The organism is Gelidibacter algens, from assembly GCF_001678675.1.
GTDB lineage: Bacteria > Bacteroidota > Bacteroidia > Flavobacteriales > Flavobacteriaceae > Gelidibacter > Gelidibacter algens.
This window is the reverse complement of the sequence record NZ_LZRN01000002.1, coordinates 82,642-101,845: the sequence shown is the minus strand read 5'-3', so window position 1 is coordinate 101,845 and position 19,204 is coordinate 82,642. Positions and strand designations below refer to the sequence as shown.

The 19,204-nt window shown below is 38.5% G+C and carries 9 protein-coding genes and 1 pseudogene; 2 read left to right on the top strand and 8 right to left on the bottom strand.

Translation table 11 applies throughout. The features are described 5' to 3' along the window. Positions 1 to 16: 16 nt before the first annotated feature. Positions 17 to 6,034 carry an alpha-2-macroglobulin family protein gene (locus tag A9996_RS01320; protein ID WP_066430251.1) on the top strand — a complete coding sequence of 2,006 codons (6,018 nt, stop codon included), beginning with the start codon at positions 17 to 19 and terminating at the stop codon, positions 6,032 to 6,034. A 231-nt stretch (positions 6,035 to 6,265) separates the two neighbouring features. On the opposite strand, the gene A9996_RS01315 is transcribed toward A9996_RS01320, so the two are convergent. The 5 genes and pseudogenes from A9996_RS01315 to A9996_RS01290 form a co-directional block, all read right to left on the bottom strand. After that, entirely contained in the window at positions 6,266 to 7,246 is a 981-nt protein-coding gene (locus A9996_RS01315) for a PLP-dependent cysteine synthase family protein (RefSeq protein WP_066430067.1), read from the bottom strand. Positions 7,247 to 7,600: 354 nt separating this feature from the next. After that, positions 7,601 to 8,836: an ABC transporter permease gene (locus A9996_RS01310; RefSeq protein ID WP_066430065.1), complete on the bottom strand. Its 1,236-nt coding sequence runs from the start codon at positions 8,834 to 8,836 to the stop codon at positions 7,601 to 7,603. 294 nt (positions 8,837 to 9,130) lie between these two features. After that, positions 9,131 to 9,977: pseudogene (locus tag A9996_RS01300) on the bottom strand (sterol desaturase family protein). A gap of 4 nt (positions 9,978 to 9,981) precedes the next feature. Then, positions 9,982 to 10,881 (bottom strand): hypothetical protein, encoded by a 900-nt coding sequence (locus tag A9996_RS01295; protein ID WP_146608909.1) that lies wholly within the window; start codon positions 10,879 to 10,881, stop codon positions 9,982 to 9,984. A 10-nt stretch (positions 10,882 to 10,891) separates the two neighbouring features. Beyond that, complete coding sequence (locus tag A9996_RS01290; protein WP_066430058.1) at positions 10,892 to 11,386, bottom strand: YkgJ family cysteine cluster protein; 495 nt, start codon at positions 11,384 to 11,386, stop codon at positions 10,892 to 10,894. Between the two features lie 69 nt (positions 11,387 to 11,455). Here A9996_RS01290 and A9996_RS01285 point away from each other — a divergent pair, with 69 nt between their 5' ends. Next, complete coding sequence (locus A9996_RS01285) at positions 11,456 to 12,160, top strand: class I SAM-dependent methyltransferase (protein WP_066430056.1); 705 nt, start codon at positions 11,456 to 11,458, stop codon at positions 12,158 to 12,160. A gap of 136 nt (positions 12,161 to 12,296) precedes the next feature. Here the strand turns inward: A9996_RS01285 and A9996_RS01280 are convergent, their stop codons facing one another. From A9996_RS01280 to A9996_RS01270, 3 genes are all read right to left on the bottom strand, one after another. Continuing rightward, the gene (locus A9996_RS01280) at positions 12,297 to 13,913 is read right to left on the bottom strand and encodes an amidohydrolase (protein ID WP_066430055.1); all 1,617 of its coding nucleotides are present in this window, start codon (positions 13,911 to 13,913) and stop codon (positions 12,297 to 12,299) included. 248 nt (positions 13,914 to 14,161) lie between these two features. Then, positions 14,162 to 15,889, bottom strand: coding sequence for a porin family protein (locus A9996_RS01275; protein ID WP_066430249.1), 1,728 nt, complete (start codon positions 15,887 to 15,889; stop codon positions 14,162 to 14,164). 119 nt (positions 15,890 to 16,008) lie between these two features. Then, the gene (locus A9996_RS01270; protein WP_066430054.1) at positions 16,009 to 19,029 is read right to left on the bottom strand and encodes a tetratricopeptide repeat protein; all 3,021 of its coding nucleotides are present in this window, start codon (positions 19,027 to 19,029) and stop codon (positions 16,009 to 16,011) included. Positions 19,030 to 19,204 lie beyond the last annotated feature (175 nt).

Below are 19,204 nucleotides of genomic sequence, written 5' to 3'. Positions count from 1 at the left end.
TAAATTATTCAACATGATGAAACACATTATCGCCTTCTCTATGGTCATTCTTTTCGCAAATTTTGCACAGGCACAATCTAAGAGTTATGAAAATCTTTGGAAACAGGTGGAGAAACTCGATACTGAGGGTTTGCCAAAATCGGCATTGGAAGTTGTTGAACAGATTTCCAAATTGGCAGTTGCAGATAAGAACACCTCACAACACATTAAAAGTTTATTGTACCAAAGTAAATATGCGCTCGTTTTAGAGGAAGATGCACAACTGAAGATCATCAACAATTTTAAATCACAAATTACTACGAGTGAGATCCCAACCAAATACATTTTAGAAAATATGCTAGCCAATCTCTACTGGCAGTATTTTCAGGAAAATCGGTATCAATTTTATAATAGAACATCCACCGAAAGTAAAGTTGACACTGAAGATTTTAGAACTTGGGATTTGAGAACCTTGTTTGAAGAGATTGATAGTCACTATCAAAATTCACTTAAAAACGGCTTGATTCTGCAACAAACACCGTTGGCCAATTCTGATGACTTATTGCAAAAAGAGAAGGATTCAAAACTGTACAGACCCACACTTTTCGATTTTTTAAACCATAACGCTCTTGAGTTTTACCAAACCGATGAAAACAGCATCACCCAACCTGCCTACAAATTTATCATTGATACTCCTAAGTATTTATCGGATGCCCAGACGTTTTCAGACTTGGATATCACACATCAGGATTCGACCTCCCTACAATTGAAAGCGCTCAAGATTTACAAAAATTTAATAGCCTTTCACCTAAAAGACAAAGCGCCTTACGCGCTCGCCGATGTGGATATAAAACGACTCCATTTTATTAAAAATAATGCCACCTTTCCTGATAAAGAGACTGTTTATTTAAATACACTCAAACAAGCTTCTGAGACCTATAAAAGTCATGAGGTGTCGGCGCTTTATGATTTTGAAATCGCCTCGTTTTATTACGAGCAAGGCCAGAATTTTGATCCTAAAACCAATGCGGATGTCCGCTGGAAACTTAAAGACGCGATTGCTATTTGTGATGCCGTGACGCAGCGTTTCCCAAAAAGCAAAGGGGCCGAAAAATGTACTGTTTTGAAGACGATCATCTTAAAACCTAGCTTACAGCTAACAGCAGAAAACACTATTCCTATTCAAGAAAATAGTCTCCTATTCGTGCGCTACTCCAATTTGAACAGCTTAAAATTTAAAGCCTACAAGCTGTCTGAAAATGAGTTGGAGACCTTCAACAAGACCTACCGACAAGAAGAGCGCTTCGCGTTTATAAAAGGTTTAGCAGCCTCGGAAGAATGGCAAAGCCAACTCCAAGACGAAAAGGATTTTCAAGTGCACACCACTGAAGTTGTGGTTCCAAAACTTAAAAACGGACAGTATCTTCTTGTAGCTACCCCTGATTTTTCAAACGGTGAATTTTTCGCGTTTAAGACGCTTCAAGTAACCACTATGGCTTTGGTTACGAAATCTGATGCCAAAAGAGAATTGTTTCAGCTCATCAATCGCACCAATGGAGCACCTATAAGTGGCGCAAAAATAACCGTTACCTATCAAGAAAATTACAACAACAACTTTAAGACGGAAAATTTCCAAACGGATAAAAATGGTGAATTTAGTCTGGAAAATTCCGAAAATCACTACTATAACATGGACGTCACCGCCGTTTATAATCAAGAAACTGCATCCTTCAAGGATTATTATAGCAACAATTATTACAATGAAGATGACCCTCAAGAACAGATTACTTACACGCCGTTTCTATTTACTGACCGAAGTATTTATAGACCCGGACAAGTGGTTTATTTTAAAGGTATAGCCACAAAAAGGGAAGAAAAAAAGACCACGGTTTATGCAAATCAGTCAGTAAAAGTCACTCTTAAAAACACGAATGATGAAGTGGTGAAGGAATTACAACTTAAAACCAACGCTTATGGTTCAGTTTCTGGAGAATTCATCTTACCAAGAAATGGTCTGACAGGCAGTTTCAGTCTCGTTATGCATGCTGGCAGCTTTGGTTATACTACCATTTCTGTGGAAGAATATAAGCGACCAAAATTTGAGACCACTTTCAACCCGGTTACCGAGACCTTTAAAGTTAATGACTCTGTTACCGTAAAAGGAAAGGCGCTGGCCTATGCAGGCAGTAACATTACAGATGCTAAAGTGGTGTACCGTGTACATCGTAAAGTTCAGTATCCGCGTTGGTATTATTGGTACCGACCTTGGTTTAACAGTGAGCCACAAGAGATCGCCCATGGCGAAACAACTACCGATAAAGACGGGAACTTCGAAATTACTTTTAAAGCCATTCCTGATGAAAGTGTGGACAAAACTGATTTGCCAGTCTTCAATTATGAAATCACCGCAGATGTCACTGATATTAATGGTGAAACACGCAGTGCTACCACCGTTGTAAATGTTGGTTACCATGCGCTTTTAGCGACTATAATCATACAGGAACAGTTAGACAAAACAAAGAAAAACCACCAACTAACGCTGAGTACAAGTAATTTGAATGGCGAATTTGTAGCCGCTCAGGGTACTATCAAGATTTACAAACTTGAAGCACCAGAAGAAGTTTTAAGACCACGCCAATGGCCGGCACCAGAATACCCCGCACTTTCTCGTGAAGAATTTAAAAAACTATTCCCACATGAAGCTTTTCAGGATGAACATAACCCTGAAACTTGGGACAAAGGTAAGATGGTTTTAGAGAGCGATTTTGATACTTCCAAATCAAAAGAAATTGACTTGGGAAGTATTAAAAAATGGGATTCGGGAAACTATGTGATTGTTTTGGAGAGCACCGACAAATTCGGTCAGTTAGTAAAAGATCAGGCTAGAACGTTTGTGTTCAGCCCAGAGGACAAAACCCTTCCAGACCATCAGCTATTCAGCGTTTCCACAGATCAATCTACTTATAAAACAGGTCAAAATGTTATCATCACTTTTGGCAGTGCTGCAGAAGATATGGTGGTTACAGTTGATGTAGAAAAGGATCAAAAAATTATCAAAACCTATTTAATTCCGCTGAGCGATAATAAAAAAACAATTGCCGTTCCTGTCACGGATTCAGATTTGGGCGGATTTGCCATACACTACAGTTTTGCGGCATTTAACAGTTTTCAATCGGGGACAAAAACCATTTCGGTGCCTTATCCAAAAACAGAGTTGACCATCGAAACTAAAACCTTTAGAGATAAATTAGAACCAGGAACCGATGAAACATGGAGTTTCAACATCAAAGGTCCTCAAGGTGATAAAGTAAGCGCTGAACTACTGGCAAGCATGTATGACATGTCCTTAGATCAGTTTCAACCGCACCAATGGCAATTTAGTCCGCTATATCAGCCTTTGTATTATAGCCAAAACAAACGGCGCGCCATTAAAAGTTTTGGAAGCGGTGCTTTTTACGCATATGTGCCAACCAATACTTTAGGCTATTCAGATCAAAACTATGACCAATGGAATTGGTTTGGATTTCATTTTGGTTATGGGACAGCGATTAGATTAAGAGGCAATGCTTCAATAACTGTAGCTGAAAACATAGAAATGGAAGATTCAGAAGGAAAAGCATTGGAGACTCCTTTTGTCAAAGGAGCTGGAAATGTTGAAAAAGATTCCTATGATGCTCTTGCAGCACCTGAATCAAAACCAAAAGAAGATCTAGAATCCGTTGCGATCCGCAAAAACCTTCAAGAAACGGCATTTTTTTTCCCGCACCTACAAACCGATGCGGAAGGCAATGTCAGCTTCAGTTTCACAACACCAGAAGCTTTGACCAAATGGAAATTGCAATTGTTGGCGCATACTACATCATTGGAAAGTGCAACCACATCTTTAGAAACTGTGACCCAAAAAGAATTGATGGTCATCCCAAATGCGCCTCGATTTTTACGTCATGGGGATACGATTTCAATAAGTACGAAAATTGCAAACCTCACAGAACAGCCATTGTCCGGAGAAGCCATTTTACAGCTTTTTGACGCCATAACCGGAACTCCTATTGATGCGCAACTTGGCAATGCTGAAAACAGAACGTCTTTTTCTGTAGATGCAAAAGGGAATACCCAAATCACTTGGAACCTAACTATTCCTGATCACGTGGATGCCGTTCAATATAAAGTAATAGCAAAGTCAGGTGCTTTTAGTGATGGCGAGCAAAACGCACTTCCTGTGCTTTCCAACAGAATGTTGGTAACGGAAACTTTACCCATGTGGATTCGTTCCAATGAAACGCGAACCTTCACTTTGAATAAATTAAAAACCAATACCTCAACAACCCTTAAAAACCACAAACTGACTTTGGAGATGACCTCCAATCCGGCGTGGTATGCCGTTCAGGCACTCCCCTACTTAATGGAATATCCTTATGATTGTAACGAGCAAATTTTCAGCAGATATTATGCGAATGCGCTGGCAAGTCATATAGCGAAAAGCAATCCGAGAATTAGGGAAGTTTTCGACCAATGGGCTTCTCAAGATGCTTTAATGAGTACTCTTGAAAAGAATGAAGAGTTGAAAAACATTCTCATTCAAGAAACACCTTGGTTGCGTGACGCCCGATCTGAAACAGAACAAAAGAAACGCATCGCCTTATTGTTCGACATGAACAAAATGAATAACGAATTGCAATCGGCACAGCGCAAACTTCAAAACAACCAAATGACCAATGGCGCTTGGGCTTGGTTTAAAGGCGGACGGGCAAACCGATACATAACGCAACACATTATTACTGGGTTTGGGCATTTGAAACAACTCAATGTCAGCACAGTCGAAGGGCCTTCTGATCAAATAATTAAAAAAGCCATCGCTTATTTAGATGCCGAATTTATTCAAGAATACAAAGACCTTCGCAAATTCGATAAAGATGCGGACTTGAGTAAAAACCATTTGAGCTACACGCAATTGCATTATTTGTATCTGCGCAGCTTTTTTCCTGAAATAACCAGAACCAAAGACCTACAAACCATAACCACCTATTATCAAACACAAATCCAAAAGTATTGGTTGAGCCAATCGTTATATGCCAAAGGATTGATGGCGATGGTATCTCATCGTGCAAAGGATTCCAAAACTGCTGAGAAGATCTTAAAATCATTGAAGGAAAACAGCATTACCTCTGATGAATTGGGCATGTATTGGAAAGACAATAAAGCATCTTGGCATTGGTACCAAGCGCCCATTGAAACACAGGCCCTTATGATTGAAGCTTTTTCGGAAATCCAGAACGACACCAAAACAATTGATAATTTAAAGATATGGTTGCTTAAAAATAAACAAACCAACAGTTGGAAAACTACCAAGGCCACAACTGAAGCGGTTTACGCGTTGTTGTTGCAAGGTAGTGATTGGTTAAGTGTTACAGATATGGTTGATGTTGCTGTAGGTGGTGAGAAAATAATGCCTTCAACATTAGAAGATGTGAAAGTAGAAGCTGGAACCGGTTACTACAAAACATCATGGAGTGGATCTGAGATAAAACCCGAAATGGCAAATGTGACCTTGACCAAAACAGGAGACGGGATTGCTTGGGGTGGTTTGTACTGGCAGTATTTTGAGGATCTGGACAAGATTACTTTTGCTGAAACTCCGCTACAATTAAAGAAAAAACTGTTCTTAAAAACCAACACCGATAAAGGCGAACAGCTTTCTGAAATGACTCCTGAAACTGATTTGAAGGTTGGCGATTTGGTAAGAGTCCGCATCGAATTACGAAGCGATAGAGACATGGAGTTCTTACATATGAAAGATATGCGTGCTGCAGGTTTTGAACCAATTAACGTGATCTCAAGCTATAAATACCAAGACGGGTTGGGCTATTATGAAAGCACAAAAGATGCCGCCACAAATTTCTTTTTCGACTATCTGCCTAAAGGCATCTATGTGTTTGAATATGATTTACGTGTTAACAATAGCGGGAATATGAGCAACGGCATCACAACCATTCAGAGTATGTATGCGCCTGAATTTACGAGTCATAGTGAAGGGGTACGAGTTAATGTGGAGTAAAGGGAAAAGTGTGAAGCTGGAAGCTAGGAGTTAGGAGTTAGGAGTTAGAAGCTGGACGCGAGAAGTTGGAAGCTGGACGTGCAAAACTGACAAAAAACCCTTCCCTTACTTCAAGGGAAGGAGGATTTAAGCTCAGAAAAGAGCTTAAAGACGGAAGGGTTAAAAATCACAACCCTGAGCAGTCTAGCATCTAAAATCTAACAGCGAAGCGGTCTTATATCTATAAAAAAATCAATCAATATACCCCATCTTCTTCATCCATTCATCATTGAACATTTTACCTACATAGCGGCTGCCATGATCATGGAATAAAACCACAACCACATCATCTTTTGTAAAGTGGTCTTTTAATTGCAACACCCCTTTTATGGCTGCACCTGCTGAATTCCCTAAGAACATGCCTTCTTCTTTTGCCAATAATTGTGTGTACACGGCGGCATCTTTATCGGTTACTTTCTCAAAACCATCGATAATATCAAAATTGACATTTTTCGGGAGGATATCTTCACCAATCCCTTCGGTCACATAGGGATAAATTTCCTTCTCATCAAAAATACCAGTTTCGTGATATTTTTTAAAAACGCTTCCGTATGTGTCAATTCCCCAGATTTTAATATCAGGATTTTGCTCTTTCAGATATTTCCCTACGCCAGAAATTGTGCCACCAGTACCAACACCAACCACAAAGTGTGTAATCTTACCATCCGTCTGTTTCCAGATTTCAGGACCCGTACTCTCATAATGAGCTTTGGTATTGCTTAAATTGTCATATTGATTCACATACCAAGAATTTGGCGTTTCTTCACCCAAACGTTTGGAAACCGAATAATAGCTTCTAGGATCTGTCGGTTCCACATCTGTAGGACAGACAATAACCTCAGCACCAACCGCACGCAGAATATCCATTTTTTCTTTTGATTGTTTATCGGAAAGCACAAAAATACATTTGTAACCTTTTACAATGGCAGCCAAGGCCAACCCCATGCCGGTATTGCCCGAGGTTCCTTCAATAATGGTGCCTCCAGGTTGCAATCGGCCATCTGCTTCAGCATCTTCAATCATTCTAACCGCCATTCTATCCTTAACAGAGTTGCCTGGATTGAACGTTTCATATTTGGCCAAAACCAAACATGGTAAGTCTTTTGTTAATTTGTTGAGTTTTACCAAAGGGGTGTTCCCGATAGTTTCAAGTATGTTTTCTGCGTATTGCATGTGTTTCTTTTTAAGAATGCAAAGGTAAGGGGAATTTTTGATTTACTAAACTTAGAACTGTTATGCTTAATTATTACACAGAGATTCACAGAGGGTCACAGAGATTTTTTTATGGAATATACGTGTATAAGGGAAAAACATGACTATTGTGATAAATCCTTATTCTGCCATCAACTGCAGACTGATGACTGATGACCGAAGACTGAAGACTGATCACTGAAGACTGAAGACTGAAGACTGAAGACTGCAGACTGAAGACTGATGACTGATGACCGAAGACTGAAGACTGAAGACTGAAGACTGCAGACTGAAGACTGAAGACTGCAGACTGCAGACTGATGACTGCAGACTAAACTAATCAAACCGCATCGCCTTAACCGGAGAAATTTTAGTAATGATCACTGACGGAATTAATAGCATCAACAAACACACAACAAAGGTTCCAAAATTGAGCATCAAAATATAGTCTATATTGAGATACACAGGAGCTTGGGTAACATAATACACCTCAGGGTTCAAAGTCACTAAACCAAAATATTTCTGGGCCAACAACAATCCCAAACCGATTGAATTCCCCCAAAATAATCCCAGTCCAATCAAATAGGTTGCGTTGTATAAGAACACTTTTCTAATACTCCAATTATTGCTTCCCAAAGCCTTGAGAATACCAATCATTTGGGTACGCTCTAAAATCAAGACCAATAAAGCGGTAATCATATTAATACCAGCTACAAGAATCATAATGCCGATAATGCCATAGGTATTGTTGTCAAAAATACTGATCCACTCAAAAATGGAGACGTACTTTTGCTCCACTGTGGTTACATCGAGGTCTGACGGAATGGTATCGTAGATTTCCATGCCTTTGGTTTCAATTTGATTGAAATCGTCAATAAAAACCTCAAAATTCCCTACTTGATCTGCATTCCATTTATTGAGACGTTGTACATGACGAATATCCCCCATCACAAATTTTTCATCGAGTTCCTTAAATCCGGAATTATAGATCCCCACAATTTTAAAGGCTCTTAACCAAGGCATCTGATCAATACTTTCCTTTTTAAAAACGGTTTGAAAACTATCGCCCACCTCGAATTGCAAACGGTTGGCCAAATATTCTGAAATAACAACGTCATTGCTCATTTCACCGGAATAATCAGGGAGTCTTCCTTCAGTGAGAAAATCTTTAAAATAGCGCCAATCATAATCGGAGCCCACCCCTTTGAGTACGATCCCTTCAAAATCAGTTTCTGTACGGATCACCCCAAATTTGGTAGCCGTAGCTTGGATATGGCTAATACCGGCAACGCTTTCAAACTCAGGATAAAAATCTTGGTTTTTGCTGATTGGAATTTCAGATTCGTCAGACGCATTACTGTCAAAATTAGTAATGGTCACATGGCCATTGAAGGCCACCACCTTATCTCTTATTTTTTGCTGAAGTCCGATACCCGTTGCAATCGCAATAAGCATTACCACAATACCGATAGCAATGGCAGCAATACCAATTTTTATTATTGGTGCTGACACACTGCTTTTATAAGCTTTGCTGCCAATAATACGTTTCGCTATAAAAAACTCGTAATTCAAAATTTTCAGATGCTGTTAAAGATGTTCAAAAATACGTTTTTCCAGATAATAACTGGAATTGTTTTGGGATTGATTTCTTGTGGAAACGGTTCTAAAAGTACAAAGTATGAAGTACAAATTACAAAGACTGAAGACGCTTTAAAAATGGAAGAAGCTCAAAGCGCGGCGCTAGAAGAATTACGACTGCAAAAAAGTATGTTTTCCTGAACGGAGCTTTAGAGGTACTGCAGATACCGACAAAAAAAGCCTAAAACCGGAACAACTATATCTGTTATTCGAATAAAATAAGATTTTCTAGGTTGACTTAACATCGTCAATAGTTGTTGGTTTCCGATACTTGTGAAATGGCTGTTTTAATAACGCTTTGATATTTCCATTTGCAATTTCATCAGGAAAAGTATCGACGCCATAGATTATTTTCTCTCGATCTAAAACCATAAATGTCCCAAACAATCGGTCCCAGATTGAAAAGATATTCCCGTAGTTAGAATCTGTATATGGCAAAACGTAGTGATGGTGGACCTTATGCATGTCTGGAGATACCAGAACATAGCTCATGAGCTTGTCCAATTTTTTTGGCATTTTAATATTGGCATGGGTAAATTGTGTGGCCACTAAAGACATGGATTGGTACAAAAACACTAAAGCAATGGGCGTGCCTATGATAAATACGCCGAAAAGTGTGAATGTAAACCTAATGACACTTTCCAATGGATGATGGCGGTTTGCGGTTGTTGTATCAACATTATGATCTGTATGGTGCACCAAATGCACCCGCCACAAAAGCTTCACTCTGTGCTCAACATAATGCGGCAAATAGGCCCCCACAAAATCAAGCAACATCACACCCAATAAGGCATATAACCAAAGTGACATTTCTGGCAACCAGTTGATGATTCCGAAGTCGTTGATTTTGACCCAATCGGCAGTTTTTTAATAATAAAAAAGCCAATCCGAAATTTATAATAACTGTTGTTAAGGTGAAGAACATATTAGGGATGGCATGTGTCCATTTTTTATAGGTGAACTTAAATAAGGGCAAAATACCTTCCAACAGCCAAAACAACGTAATACCCCCTACAAGAATAAGACTTCTGTGGAGTGATGGGATGGTTTCGAAATAATCGATGATCGCTTCCAATAGGTTATAAATGGAGATTGGTGATTAATTCAGCTTTTCTCAAATTTACTAAAGAAACTTTGCTTTTCCATTGCTCAGCATCCTTTTTATCATTCTTAAGTTGATACGCCGTGTAATACAGAAAAGCAAGCAACCCCTCATTAGTCTCATCAGTTTCTGACCCGTCATACTTTTTTAGCTGCCGAAGTACCTTTCCAGGTCGGTTTCTTATGAGGTCTTGAGATAATCTCAATAAGTTGCTCTTATTGGTTAGATTATTCTTATCGTTCACATCACTTTGCAACACATACTTATCAGCATTGTCTAAATACATGTTGGCCATATTAATAACATCCTTTCTGAGTTTTTCATCAACCAAAATGGCATAATCCATATATTTAAATGCCAAACGAAAAGCGGAATTGAAATCTTTGTGCTCAGCATAATTGCCCAATTCAGCCTTCAAAAAAGAGGTATTTAAAGCATATCTACTGATGAATTCTGAGAGATTAAAATAAGCTTCCGGAGACACAGATCTATTCAGGATAAAACCATTAACATCCATAATCTTGATATTGTCATCTTCAAATTGAGCGATATAGCTTCTATTGCGCGTATCTTTTATCTGATCATACAATTTGCCATAAAGATCTTCACTCAACTTTACAGGCACAAAATACTCCCAAATAATTTGGTTGATCTCCTGATGGTCAAACATGTTATCAAAAACAATCTCGTTCCCTTTTGCATCATTCATAATTACAGGATATGGTATTAAAGCCGCATCTTCCCATATCACGAATAGAAATTTGTCCTGAACTAAAGCGATGCGTTTTGCAGCATCAAAAGATGTCATCCACTGTTGTGAAAAACACAAACTAGAGGCCGATAAGATTACTATTAAAAACAGAATACATCTTTTCATGGCATAAACTTTATAGTTTTATACGTCGTTTCATTTCTTCTACAATATTAAAGGCTGCAGGACAGATAGCGACATTTTTTAATGTAAGGTAGGAAATTTGTTGAAATTTCTTTCTATCGGTATGTGGAAATTCTCTACACGCTTTTGGTCTGACATCATAGATGGAACAATAATTATCTTCACCCAAAAACGTACACGGAACGCTTTGCAATACATAGTCATTATCTTCATCTACTCTCAAATATTGCTCAATAAATTGTGAGGGTTTTAACCTGAAGTGTTTTGCTATTCTATCTACATCTTTATCTGTAAATAGTGGCCCTGTCGTTTTGCAGCAATTGGCACATTTAAGGCAGTCGGTTTGTTTAAATTCTTCCTCATGCAATTCCTCCATGATATAATCAAGCTGCTTTGGTGGCTTCTTTTTGAGTTTGGTAAAGAAGGTTTTATTCTCCTTATGCTTATCTTTGGCGAGCTTTGGAAGATTGTGGATAACGTCTTGCATTGTGCGAAAATAACACTTTAGATAAGAACTTATGATTTTCGCAACCACGCAATTTAAAAACAACTTGCAATGAAAGACCTTTTTGGGAACGCTTTATTAGACTATTTCAATGGCGATTTTACAGAAAACATTATCACGTCCACCAATATTTCTGAGGACGATGAACTACCACTCGCCTACTTATTCAGAGCTTATGGTGAAATGCCTAAATTAGAGCAAAAAGCTTTGCAACTTACCCATGGAAAAGTGTTGGATGTGGGTTGTGGCGCAGGAAGTCATAGTTTATATCTTCAAGAAAAAGGTTTTGATCTGAAAGCGATTGACATCTCAAAAGGTGCTGTTGAAGTTGCTACAAAAAGGGGTGTCAAAAATGTAAAATTGAACTCTATATTAGAAGAAACTGAAACTTTTGATACCATTTTATTATTGATGAACGGCACGGGAATTTTTCAAGAACTCACACAACTGCCTCACTATTTAAAACACCTCAAAGCTCTTTTGAATGTTGATGGTCAGATTTTAATTGATTCTACTGATATCAATTACATGTTTGAAGACGATGATGGTGGGTATTGGCAAGACATGCATGCCAATTATTATGGTGAACTTGATTACTTTTTGAGTTACAAAGGTGAAGAAGAACTACCAATGAAATGGCTCTACCTCGATTTCAACACCTTGCTAACTGCCAGTAAAGCGGTGGGGTTAGAATGCGAATTGGTAATGGAAGGCGAACATTTTGACTATCTGGCACGTCTATTTAAAAAGAACTAACGCAGAGATTCTCAGAGAATAATTTGCGTGTATTCTGCGATTATCCACGCCATCTGCGGAAAAAAAAATTCGCACTCAAACTAGATTTGAAATGAAAATCCTCCCGCAGATTTCGCGGATTGACGCAGACAAAAAATTATTGTTTTTCTCCTCCCACAAAAGTGTTCTCCACTTTGATATTTGGAATGTCATGCACCTCAACAGTCATAATATCTTTATCAAGAATTATAAAATCCGCAAATTTCCCTTTCTCGATACTTCCCTTTTCGTTTTCTTCAAAATTGGAATAAGCTGCCCAAATGGTCATTCCTTTTAAAGTTTCTTCCCTGCTCAGTGCATTTTCCATTTGATAGCCATCTTTCGGGAATGCTTTTAAATCCTGACGTGCTACTGCGGCATAAAATGTCAAAAACGGACTCACCTGCTCCACCGGGAAATCAGTTCCTAAGGCCACCTTACCGTAAGCGTCCAATAACTGCTTGTAGGCATAAGCGCCTTTGATGCGTTCTTCTCCTAGTCGATCTTCCGCCCAATACATGTCAGAAGTAGCGTGAGTTGGTTGAATAGACGGCATGACGTTTTTGTACAAGTCAAAATCTTCAGGAGATATAATTTGCGCATGCTCCACACGCCAGCGTCTGTCAGAATTATCTTTTAAGAGTTTATTATAAGTTTGCAGAACCGCATGATTTGCAGAATCTCCAATAGCATGCGTATTCATCTGAAATTCAGATTTAGCAATACGTTCTGCAGCGTTATTAAAGGTTTCCAGATCAGTAACCATCAATCCGAAGTGGTTGGGTTTATCACTATAAGGCGCTCTCAACATGGCTCCTCTTGAACCCAAAGCACCATCCGCATAAAATTTAAAACTGCTCACGTTCAGTTTTTCTGTTTTACTCGTGCCTTTTTTCAAGTAATAATCGAGATTCTCTTTTGAACCAGAAACCATCGCATAAATACGCATCTTCAAATCGCCCGTTTGTTGCAAACTATCGATGAGCTCAATGGATTCTTGGGACAAACCTGCATCATCAACAGTGGTCAGTCCGTAATCAAAACATATCTTCTGTGCATCCAAAAGTGCATTTATCAGTTCCTTCTTGGAAGATTTTGGCCAATAGGCCATGACTAGATTTTCTGCATTATCCACCAAAACACCAGTAAGCTGACCGTTTTCAATGACAACTTCGCCCCCATCAACGTTACTATCAACAGTCACATTTCCTAAATCTAAAGCTGCTTGGTTGGCCAAAATAGCGTGACCATCAATACGTGTTAATGCGATGGGTGTATCAGGATACAATTCGTCTAACAAGGCTTTATTAGGAAATTCTTTGACTTCCCAATTATTTTGATCCCAACCACGACCGGTAATAAAATCAAGATTTTTCTCATTTTGAAAATCGCTAATACGCTGAATGATCTCTTCAAAACTTTTTGTGCCCACCAAGTTGACGGCTTGTTGATTGAGCCCCATTCCCAAAAAATGACAATGGGCATCAATAAATCCCGGAACAATGGTTTGCCCATTGGCATCAATTATATTATTTGAAGCGTATTTGTCTTGAATAACTTGAGAACTTCCTATTTCAAGAAATTTTCCGTCTTTTATGGCAAACGCTTCGGCTTGGTCAAAGCTGTCATTCACGGTATAAATATTAGCATTGATAACGATAGAATCCACTTCAATTTTTTCATTTTCACAAGAAAAAATAAGTGTAATAAGAAAAATGGCAACTAGTTTTTTCATTTTAGAGATTGGTTTCTGTTAGTATGATCGTGTTGTAAAAATAACAAAAGCATCCGAGATGTGGATGCTTTTGTTGTATTGAGATGTTTAAGGTTTTTTTTATGTAAAATGCTCGAGCTTTCTCTGTTGTATGCTTCACATTGAACGCTGATGACGCTGCTTGTTTATGATAAAATAGGATTTAATCTGGAATTTAAACCCGCGGATATCTTTTACATCTGTGTCATCAGCGTTCTGTTCTGTTCTCTTTAAAAATCAAACTGATAGGTCGCTCCAGCCAACACCTGGATGCCTTGCACTGGGGTATTCAACCAACGCTCATAATCTTGATTAGCGATATTGTTTGCTTTTAAATAAAATGACAGCTGCTCATTTAAACGATACCCAACATGTGCATTTGCATCAAAATAGCTATCCAAAGTTAGCGTCTCTTTAGGAGGTGCCACTAAAGAACCTGATACAAAAAATTGGTCTTTACGCTCCCCTACGTAAAACAAACCTGCACCGGCAAACCAGTTGTCGTCAATTTGATAATCCAAAAACAAGGAGCCCTTTAAATCAGGTAAGTTCCATGCTTCAGCTTGGGTATCGGTGTTGTAAGAGAAGTATTCAGCTTTGACGCCTAATTTAAAATTTCGATTGACATCTACATTCAGTTCACCTGCAAAGGATATGGTTTTCACATCATCATAGACCATTCCAAATGAATTTCCGTATTGATAATCTTCAGTAGCTCCAATAAATACGGGGTTTGCTACGTACAGAGCTTTGTTGCGTTCATTTAAATAATTCCCGCTAACACTATAGCCAATGCTATTGGAAAGTTTTCCTTTTAGGCCCACAGATGCATTGTATTTTTGATCAGTTGGTGCTACAAAAAGCGTAGGCGAGACAAACGGATTTTCCTGTGCAAAATCATAATAGGAATTTTGCTTCAGCCCACCTTCAAGGCCACCAAACGCAATCATCAGTTCGTCCACCAATCTATAGGTTGCCGTAATGTTTGGATAGATATAGAGATCACTGTCTCCAGCTTCAGTATTGTTCATGTAGACGATATTCACCCCCAAATTAAGAGTCAAATCATCCTCCGTCAATTGGTATGTTGGTGCAATTCCGAAATTGATATTACTGTACTTTAATTCTTCATTAGTATAAAAATTTCTATCAAGTGCGCCTCCTATATAATCGATGGTGACTTCAGTCGAAATCAATTCATCCTGAATAGGAACATCAGCAGATGCCTTTACAATAAAGCGGTTTTCACCAGAACCTTGATTGTCTCCAAATCTTCTAAACCGGGCACTTGCATCTTTAATCAATAGATCTTCAAACTTCACTTTTCCGCCAACATTTCCACCATAAAACGTATGACTTCCGTTGAGCGTATTTGCAGTTGTGGCATCAAAGTAAGGCTGCGGAAGTCCGTACCAATTGTATTTTTGATATAACGCACCGGCATCAACGGTCCATGACAAATCACGCAGCCGCTGACTGTAGTTGACATTGAGTTTGGTATCAATAAAATCGTCATCCATAAGCAGGTCTTCAATCCCGCCGCTAGACGAGTGGTGTGTAAAATAACCACCTACATTTTCGCCTCTGCCCAACTCGTGGTTTAAATACACTTCCCCAAAAATTGTGGTGTAGGTGCCTATGCCCAATGAAGCGTAATTATCATATAATTTGACAGATTTTGGTTTATTGACCGTTTCTGCTTTTCCTTTTGCTGGCGTAAAGGTTGAGGCTACCGGAATGGAAAAAATATTGTATTTGATCTCTTTTTTAGTCGTGTTGGTTTTATCATCCAAAGTGGGAGTTTCCTTTATTTTGAAAGCGTCAGCAACCGTTGGCGTGTAGGCCTTGACTACGGTAACTACTTCAGGATCTAAAGTGTCTTTGGTGCGTTCTTGTGCAAATGTTACAGCGCTTGTCAAGACTGTAATGGTGAACATATATTTGATTTGTTTTAGCATTCTTATAAGTTTAAATTCCAAAAATAAAAGTCCAAATTCCAACAGTTAAAGGCATTGATAATCTAGATTTTTTTCAAAGATTGGCTCTGCCCAATCTCCAATTTCCTGTTTTAAAGGAATTAATTTTCAGTAGTGATTGATGAATTTGTTTTTGCTTGTTCAGCCTTGATGATATTGAGTTGTGTTTGTGCTTCCTGGACGACATCCTTAAATTCAGGAAAATTTGAAATAACACTTTCCAAAATATAAGTGGCCTGAAACGCATCTTTTAAGGCATAGAAATTTTTCGCCATTAACACCAACCCTTTAGCACTATAGTATTTATAACTGCTGAAATCCTTAGCCAATCTTTGTGCCGTGGTATTGGAGGCGTCATAACTACCTTCTTTATTTTTAAAGTAAGCGTTATAATATAAAGCTTCAGCCGCCAATGCGCCAGTCGCGATTTTTTCAACTGTAGCATACGCTGATTTTGCTTTAGATTCGTTGCCCGTTTTGATGGCAGAACGTGCAATAATAATCTGCGCATCGCTTCGCACTTTATTGTCCAATTTTGAACGCGATAAAACTTTTTCAGCATAACTTTCTGCGTCTTTATATTTTTCCTGCTGATAATACGCATTCATCAAGTTCGATTGGGCATAAATGATGTTCTGAGGATAATCGGCTTCGGTTTCCAACTGTTTCAAAAGTGGGATGGCTTTATTCCATTGCGAGCTATTCAAATACGTTTCTGAAAGCTTGACGATGGCCTGTTCTGTAAATTCACTTTTAGGTTTGTTAACCACAAACTCATAGTGCGGTTGCGCATTTTCTGGGAGTGATTTTTTAGAATACAACTCGGCCAGATAGAAATGCGATTTTAAGGCATGGATTCCATTAGGGAATTGGTTCAAATACGTATTGAATTGTTTAATAGCATTATCGGTCTTGTTTTCCAAATACTGCTTTTCTGCCGCCAAGTACGTGGTATTATCCATATCAGCATCGGTCACTTCTACATAATCCAAAGTTTTTACCCATGCTGCGTATTCGTCAACGCGTCCCAAATCAATATAGATCAGACGGGCTGTAGCAACTGCCTGCACTGCTTCTTCACTACTTGGATAATTTCTAGCCACGCTTTTAAACTTGGTCAACGCCTGATCATTCTGACTGGCGTTGTAATAAATAAGACCTTGTCTCAACACTGATTTTGAATTGAACACTGAATTTTTATACTCGGCATTCAAACGGTCATAGGTTGTAATTGCTTTTTCGTTTTGGTTCGCTTTCACGTAAGAATTTGCCAATTCATACATCGCGTCATCTCTTAAGGACGATTTGCTGTAGGTATTGATGAAACTGTTCAATTCCTGAATTTTAGTGCTACCCTGACCGATATACCCATAACTCATTGCCTTTTGGAAATCGGCATAATCTGGTTCTATCTGTTTTAATGCGATGGCTTTATCATATGCTGAAATAGCATCTTGATAGTCTGATGACACAAAATGACCATCGCCCAATCGCAAATAGGCATCGTTCAATCGTAATTTATCATCCTTACGCTCGTTGACAAAACTTTTAAAATGCTCAGTAGATTTTGAATAGTTTTTCTGTTTGAAATACGTGTAACCCAGATTATAATCGATGTTGGTCATTTCAGGGGCACCAGCTGCTTCACTTTGCTGTTTGAACTGTTTAAAACCGATTAAGGCTTCATCATAATTCCCGATGTTGTAATCTGTTTCAGCTTTCCAAAATGTAGCTCTGGCGGTAAACTTTGCATCCCTCGGCTCCTTAATGGATTTTTCAAATAAGGCTTTTGCTTCTTTATAATCACCTTCATTGTAAATCTCAATCCCTCTATAAAAGGTCACTTTTTGATAAGCGACTTTGTTTTCAAAACTGCTTTTACCTTCCAACAATCTTAAGGCTTCTTTATAGTTTTTTGAAGTGATGTAAGAATCGATCAATAAGGTTTCTATTTCTGCTTTGTTTGAGTTCTGAGGATATGTCTCCAAGTAACTCGTCAACACCTGCGGGACAGATTGGTAAGGATTCCCGATTTCATAACTCAGTTTAGCATAATTTAACCACGCATCTTCCTGAATTTTGAGATCAAAATCCATTTGTGACGCATTCCTAAAAGCGTTCAATGCTTCCTGTTTTTTGCCTAAATTGACATAACTTTCACCTAAATGGTAATAGGCGTTTTGCGCCACACTGTTAGTACCACCAATAATTTTATTGAATTCAGAAATGGCTTTTTCAAAATCATTTTGCTTGTAATAAGCGTAACCCAACTGGTAATAATCAGTATTGCTCCATTTGCCTTTTTTGCCTTGGTAAGCAGTCAAATACGGAATGGCCTCCTTATATTTTTTTAGATTGAAATAACTCTCTCCAATTATTTTTGACAATTCTGATTTTTCGCTGGGGTTGCTCTTTTTCATTTGAGCTTCAGCAAGTGTGATGGCCTTTTCGAAATTGCCGAGCTTGAAGTTTAAATCGGCTTGATAATAGGACAGTTTTTCCTGATACTTTTCATTATCGCTCACCTGTTCAAAATATTCATTGGCCTTATTATAATCGTCGCCTTCATAAGCCATAAAGCCGATATAATATTTGGCTTGGGAGCCATATTCTTTAGAATTCAACACCCGATTAAAATACTTTTGGGCTTCAACCTCATCTTTGGTGGTGTACAAACTGTAGCCGTAATTGAATGAGAACCGATCGCGCTCTTCCCTGCCAATATTGCCTTCATCCACTTTTTCGTACCATTTTCTGGCATAGGCATATTTCCCACTATCAAAATAATAATCGGCTACATCCATAAAAGCAGTGTTGCGTTTGGTGCTTGTAGGATATTTTTCAACAAAATCTTCAATAAGGGTATCGGCATTGAGCTGGTTGAGCCTTACTGCGCAATTGGCATAGTAATAGGTGCAATCTGCTTCCAACTGTTCATTGTCAGTTGCGTCTTTCACTTTGTCAAACATGCTCTGAGCTGCTTGATACTGCTTGTTGTTATACAAAGTCAGTGCTTTTTGGTAATCTACCAGGTCATTGGTATAGGTTGCCGATTGTTGTGCGTAAGTTTGCCCTATAAGCAATAGGAAACCTACTAAGAGGGAGAATTTTTTGTGAGCCATTAAGTCCGTTTTTTTTTGACGATCAAAGATACTTGAATCATGAGTCTATAACGAAGGAAAAATTGTTTAATTATACACGGAGTTATTAAAAGAAAAGTCTTCATTTTAGTTGGCAGTCTTCAGCCTGCAGTCTTCAGCCTGCAGTCTTCAGTCTTCATTGTTCAGTATTCAGCGT

Excerpts from the sequence above, each read along its gene's own strand:
- A9996_RS01290 (WP_066430058.1), bottom strand. The coding sequence starts at position 11,386 with ATGCAAGACGTTATCCACAATCTTCCAAAGCTCGCCAAAGATAAGCAT.
- A9996_RS01280 (WP_066430055.1), bottom strand. The coding sequence starts at position 13,913 with ATGAAAAAACTAGTTGCCATTTTTCTTATTACACTTATTTTTTCTTGT.
- A9996_RS01270 (WP_066430054.1), bottom strand. The coding sequence starts at position 19,029 with ATGGCTCACAAAAAATTCTCCCTCTTAGTAGGTTTCCTATTGCTTATA.
- A9996_RS01275 (WP_066430249.1), bottom strand. The coding sequence starts at position 15,889 with ATGCTAAAACAAATCAAATATATGTTCACCATTACAGTCTTGACAAGC.
- A9996_RS01295 (WP_146608909.1), bottom strand. The coding sequence starts at position 10,881 with ATGAAAAGATGTATTCTGTTTTTAATAGTAATCTTATCGGCCTCTAGT.
- A9996_RS01320 (WP_066430251.1), top strand. The coding sequence starts at position 17 with ATGAAACACATTATCGCCTTCTCTATGGTCATTCTTTTCGCAAATTTT.
- A9996_RS01315 (WP_066430067.1), bottom strand. The coding sequence starts at position 7,246 with ATGCAATACGCAGAAAACATACTTGAAACTATCGGGAACACCCCTTTG.
- A9996_RS01285 (WP_066430056.1), top strand. The coding sequence starts at position 11,456 with ATGAAAGACCTTTTTGGGAACGCTTTATTAGACTATTTCAATGGCGAT.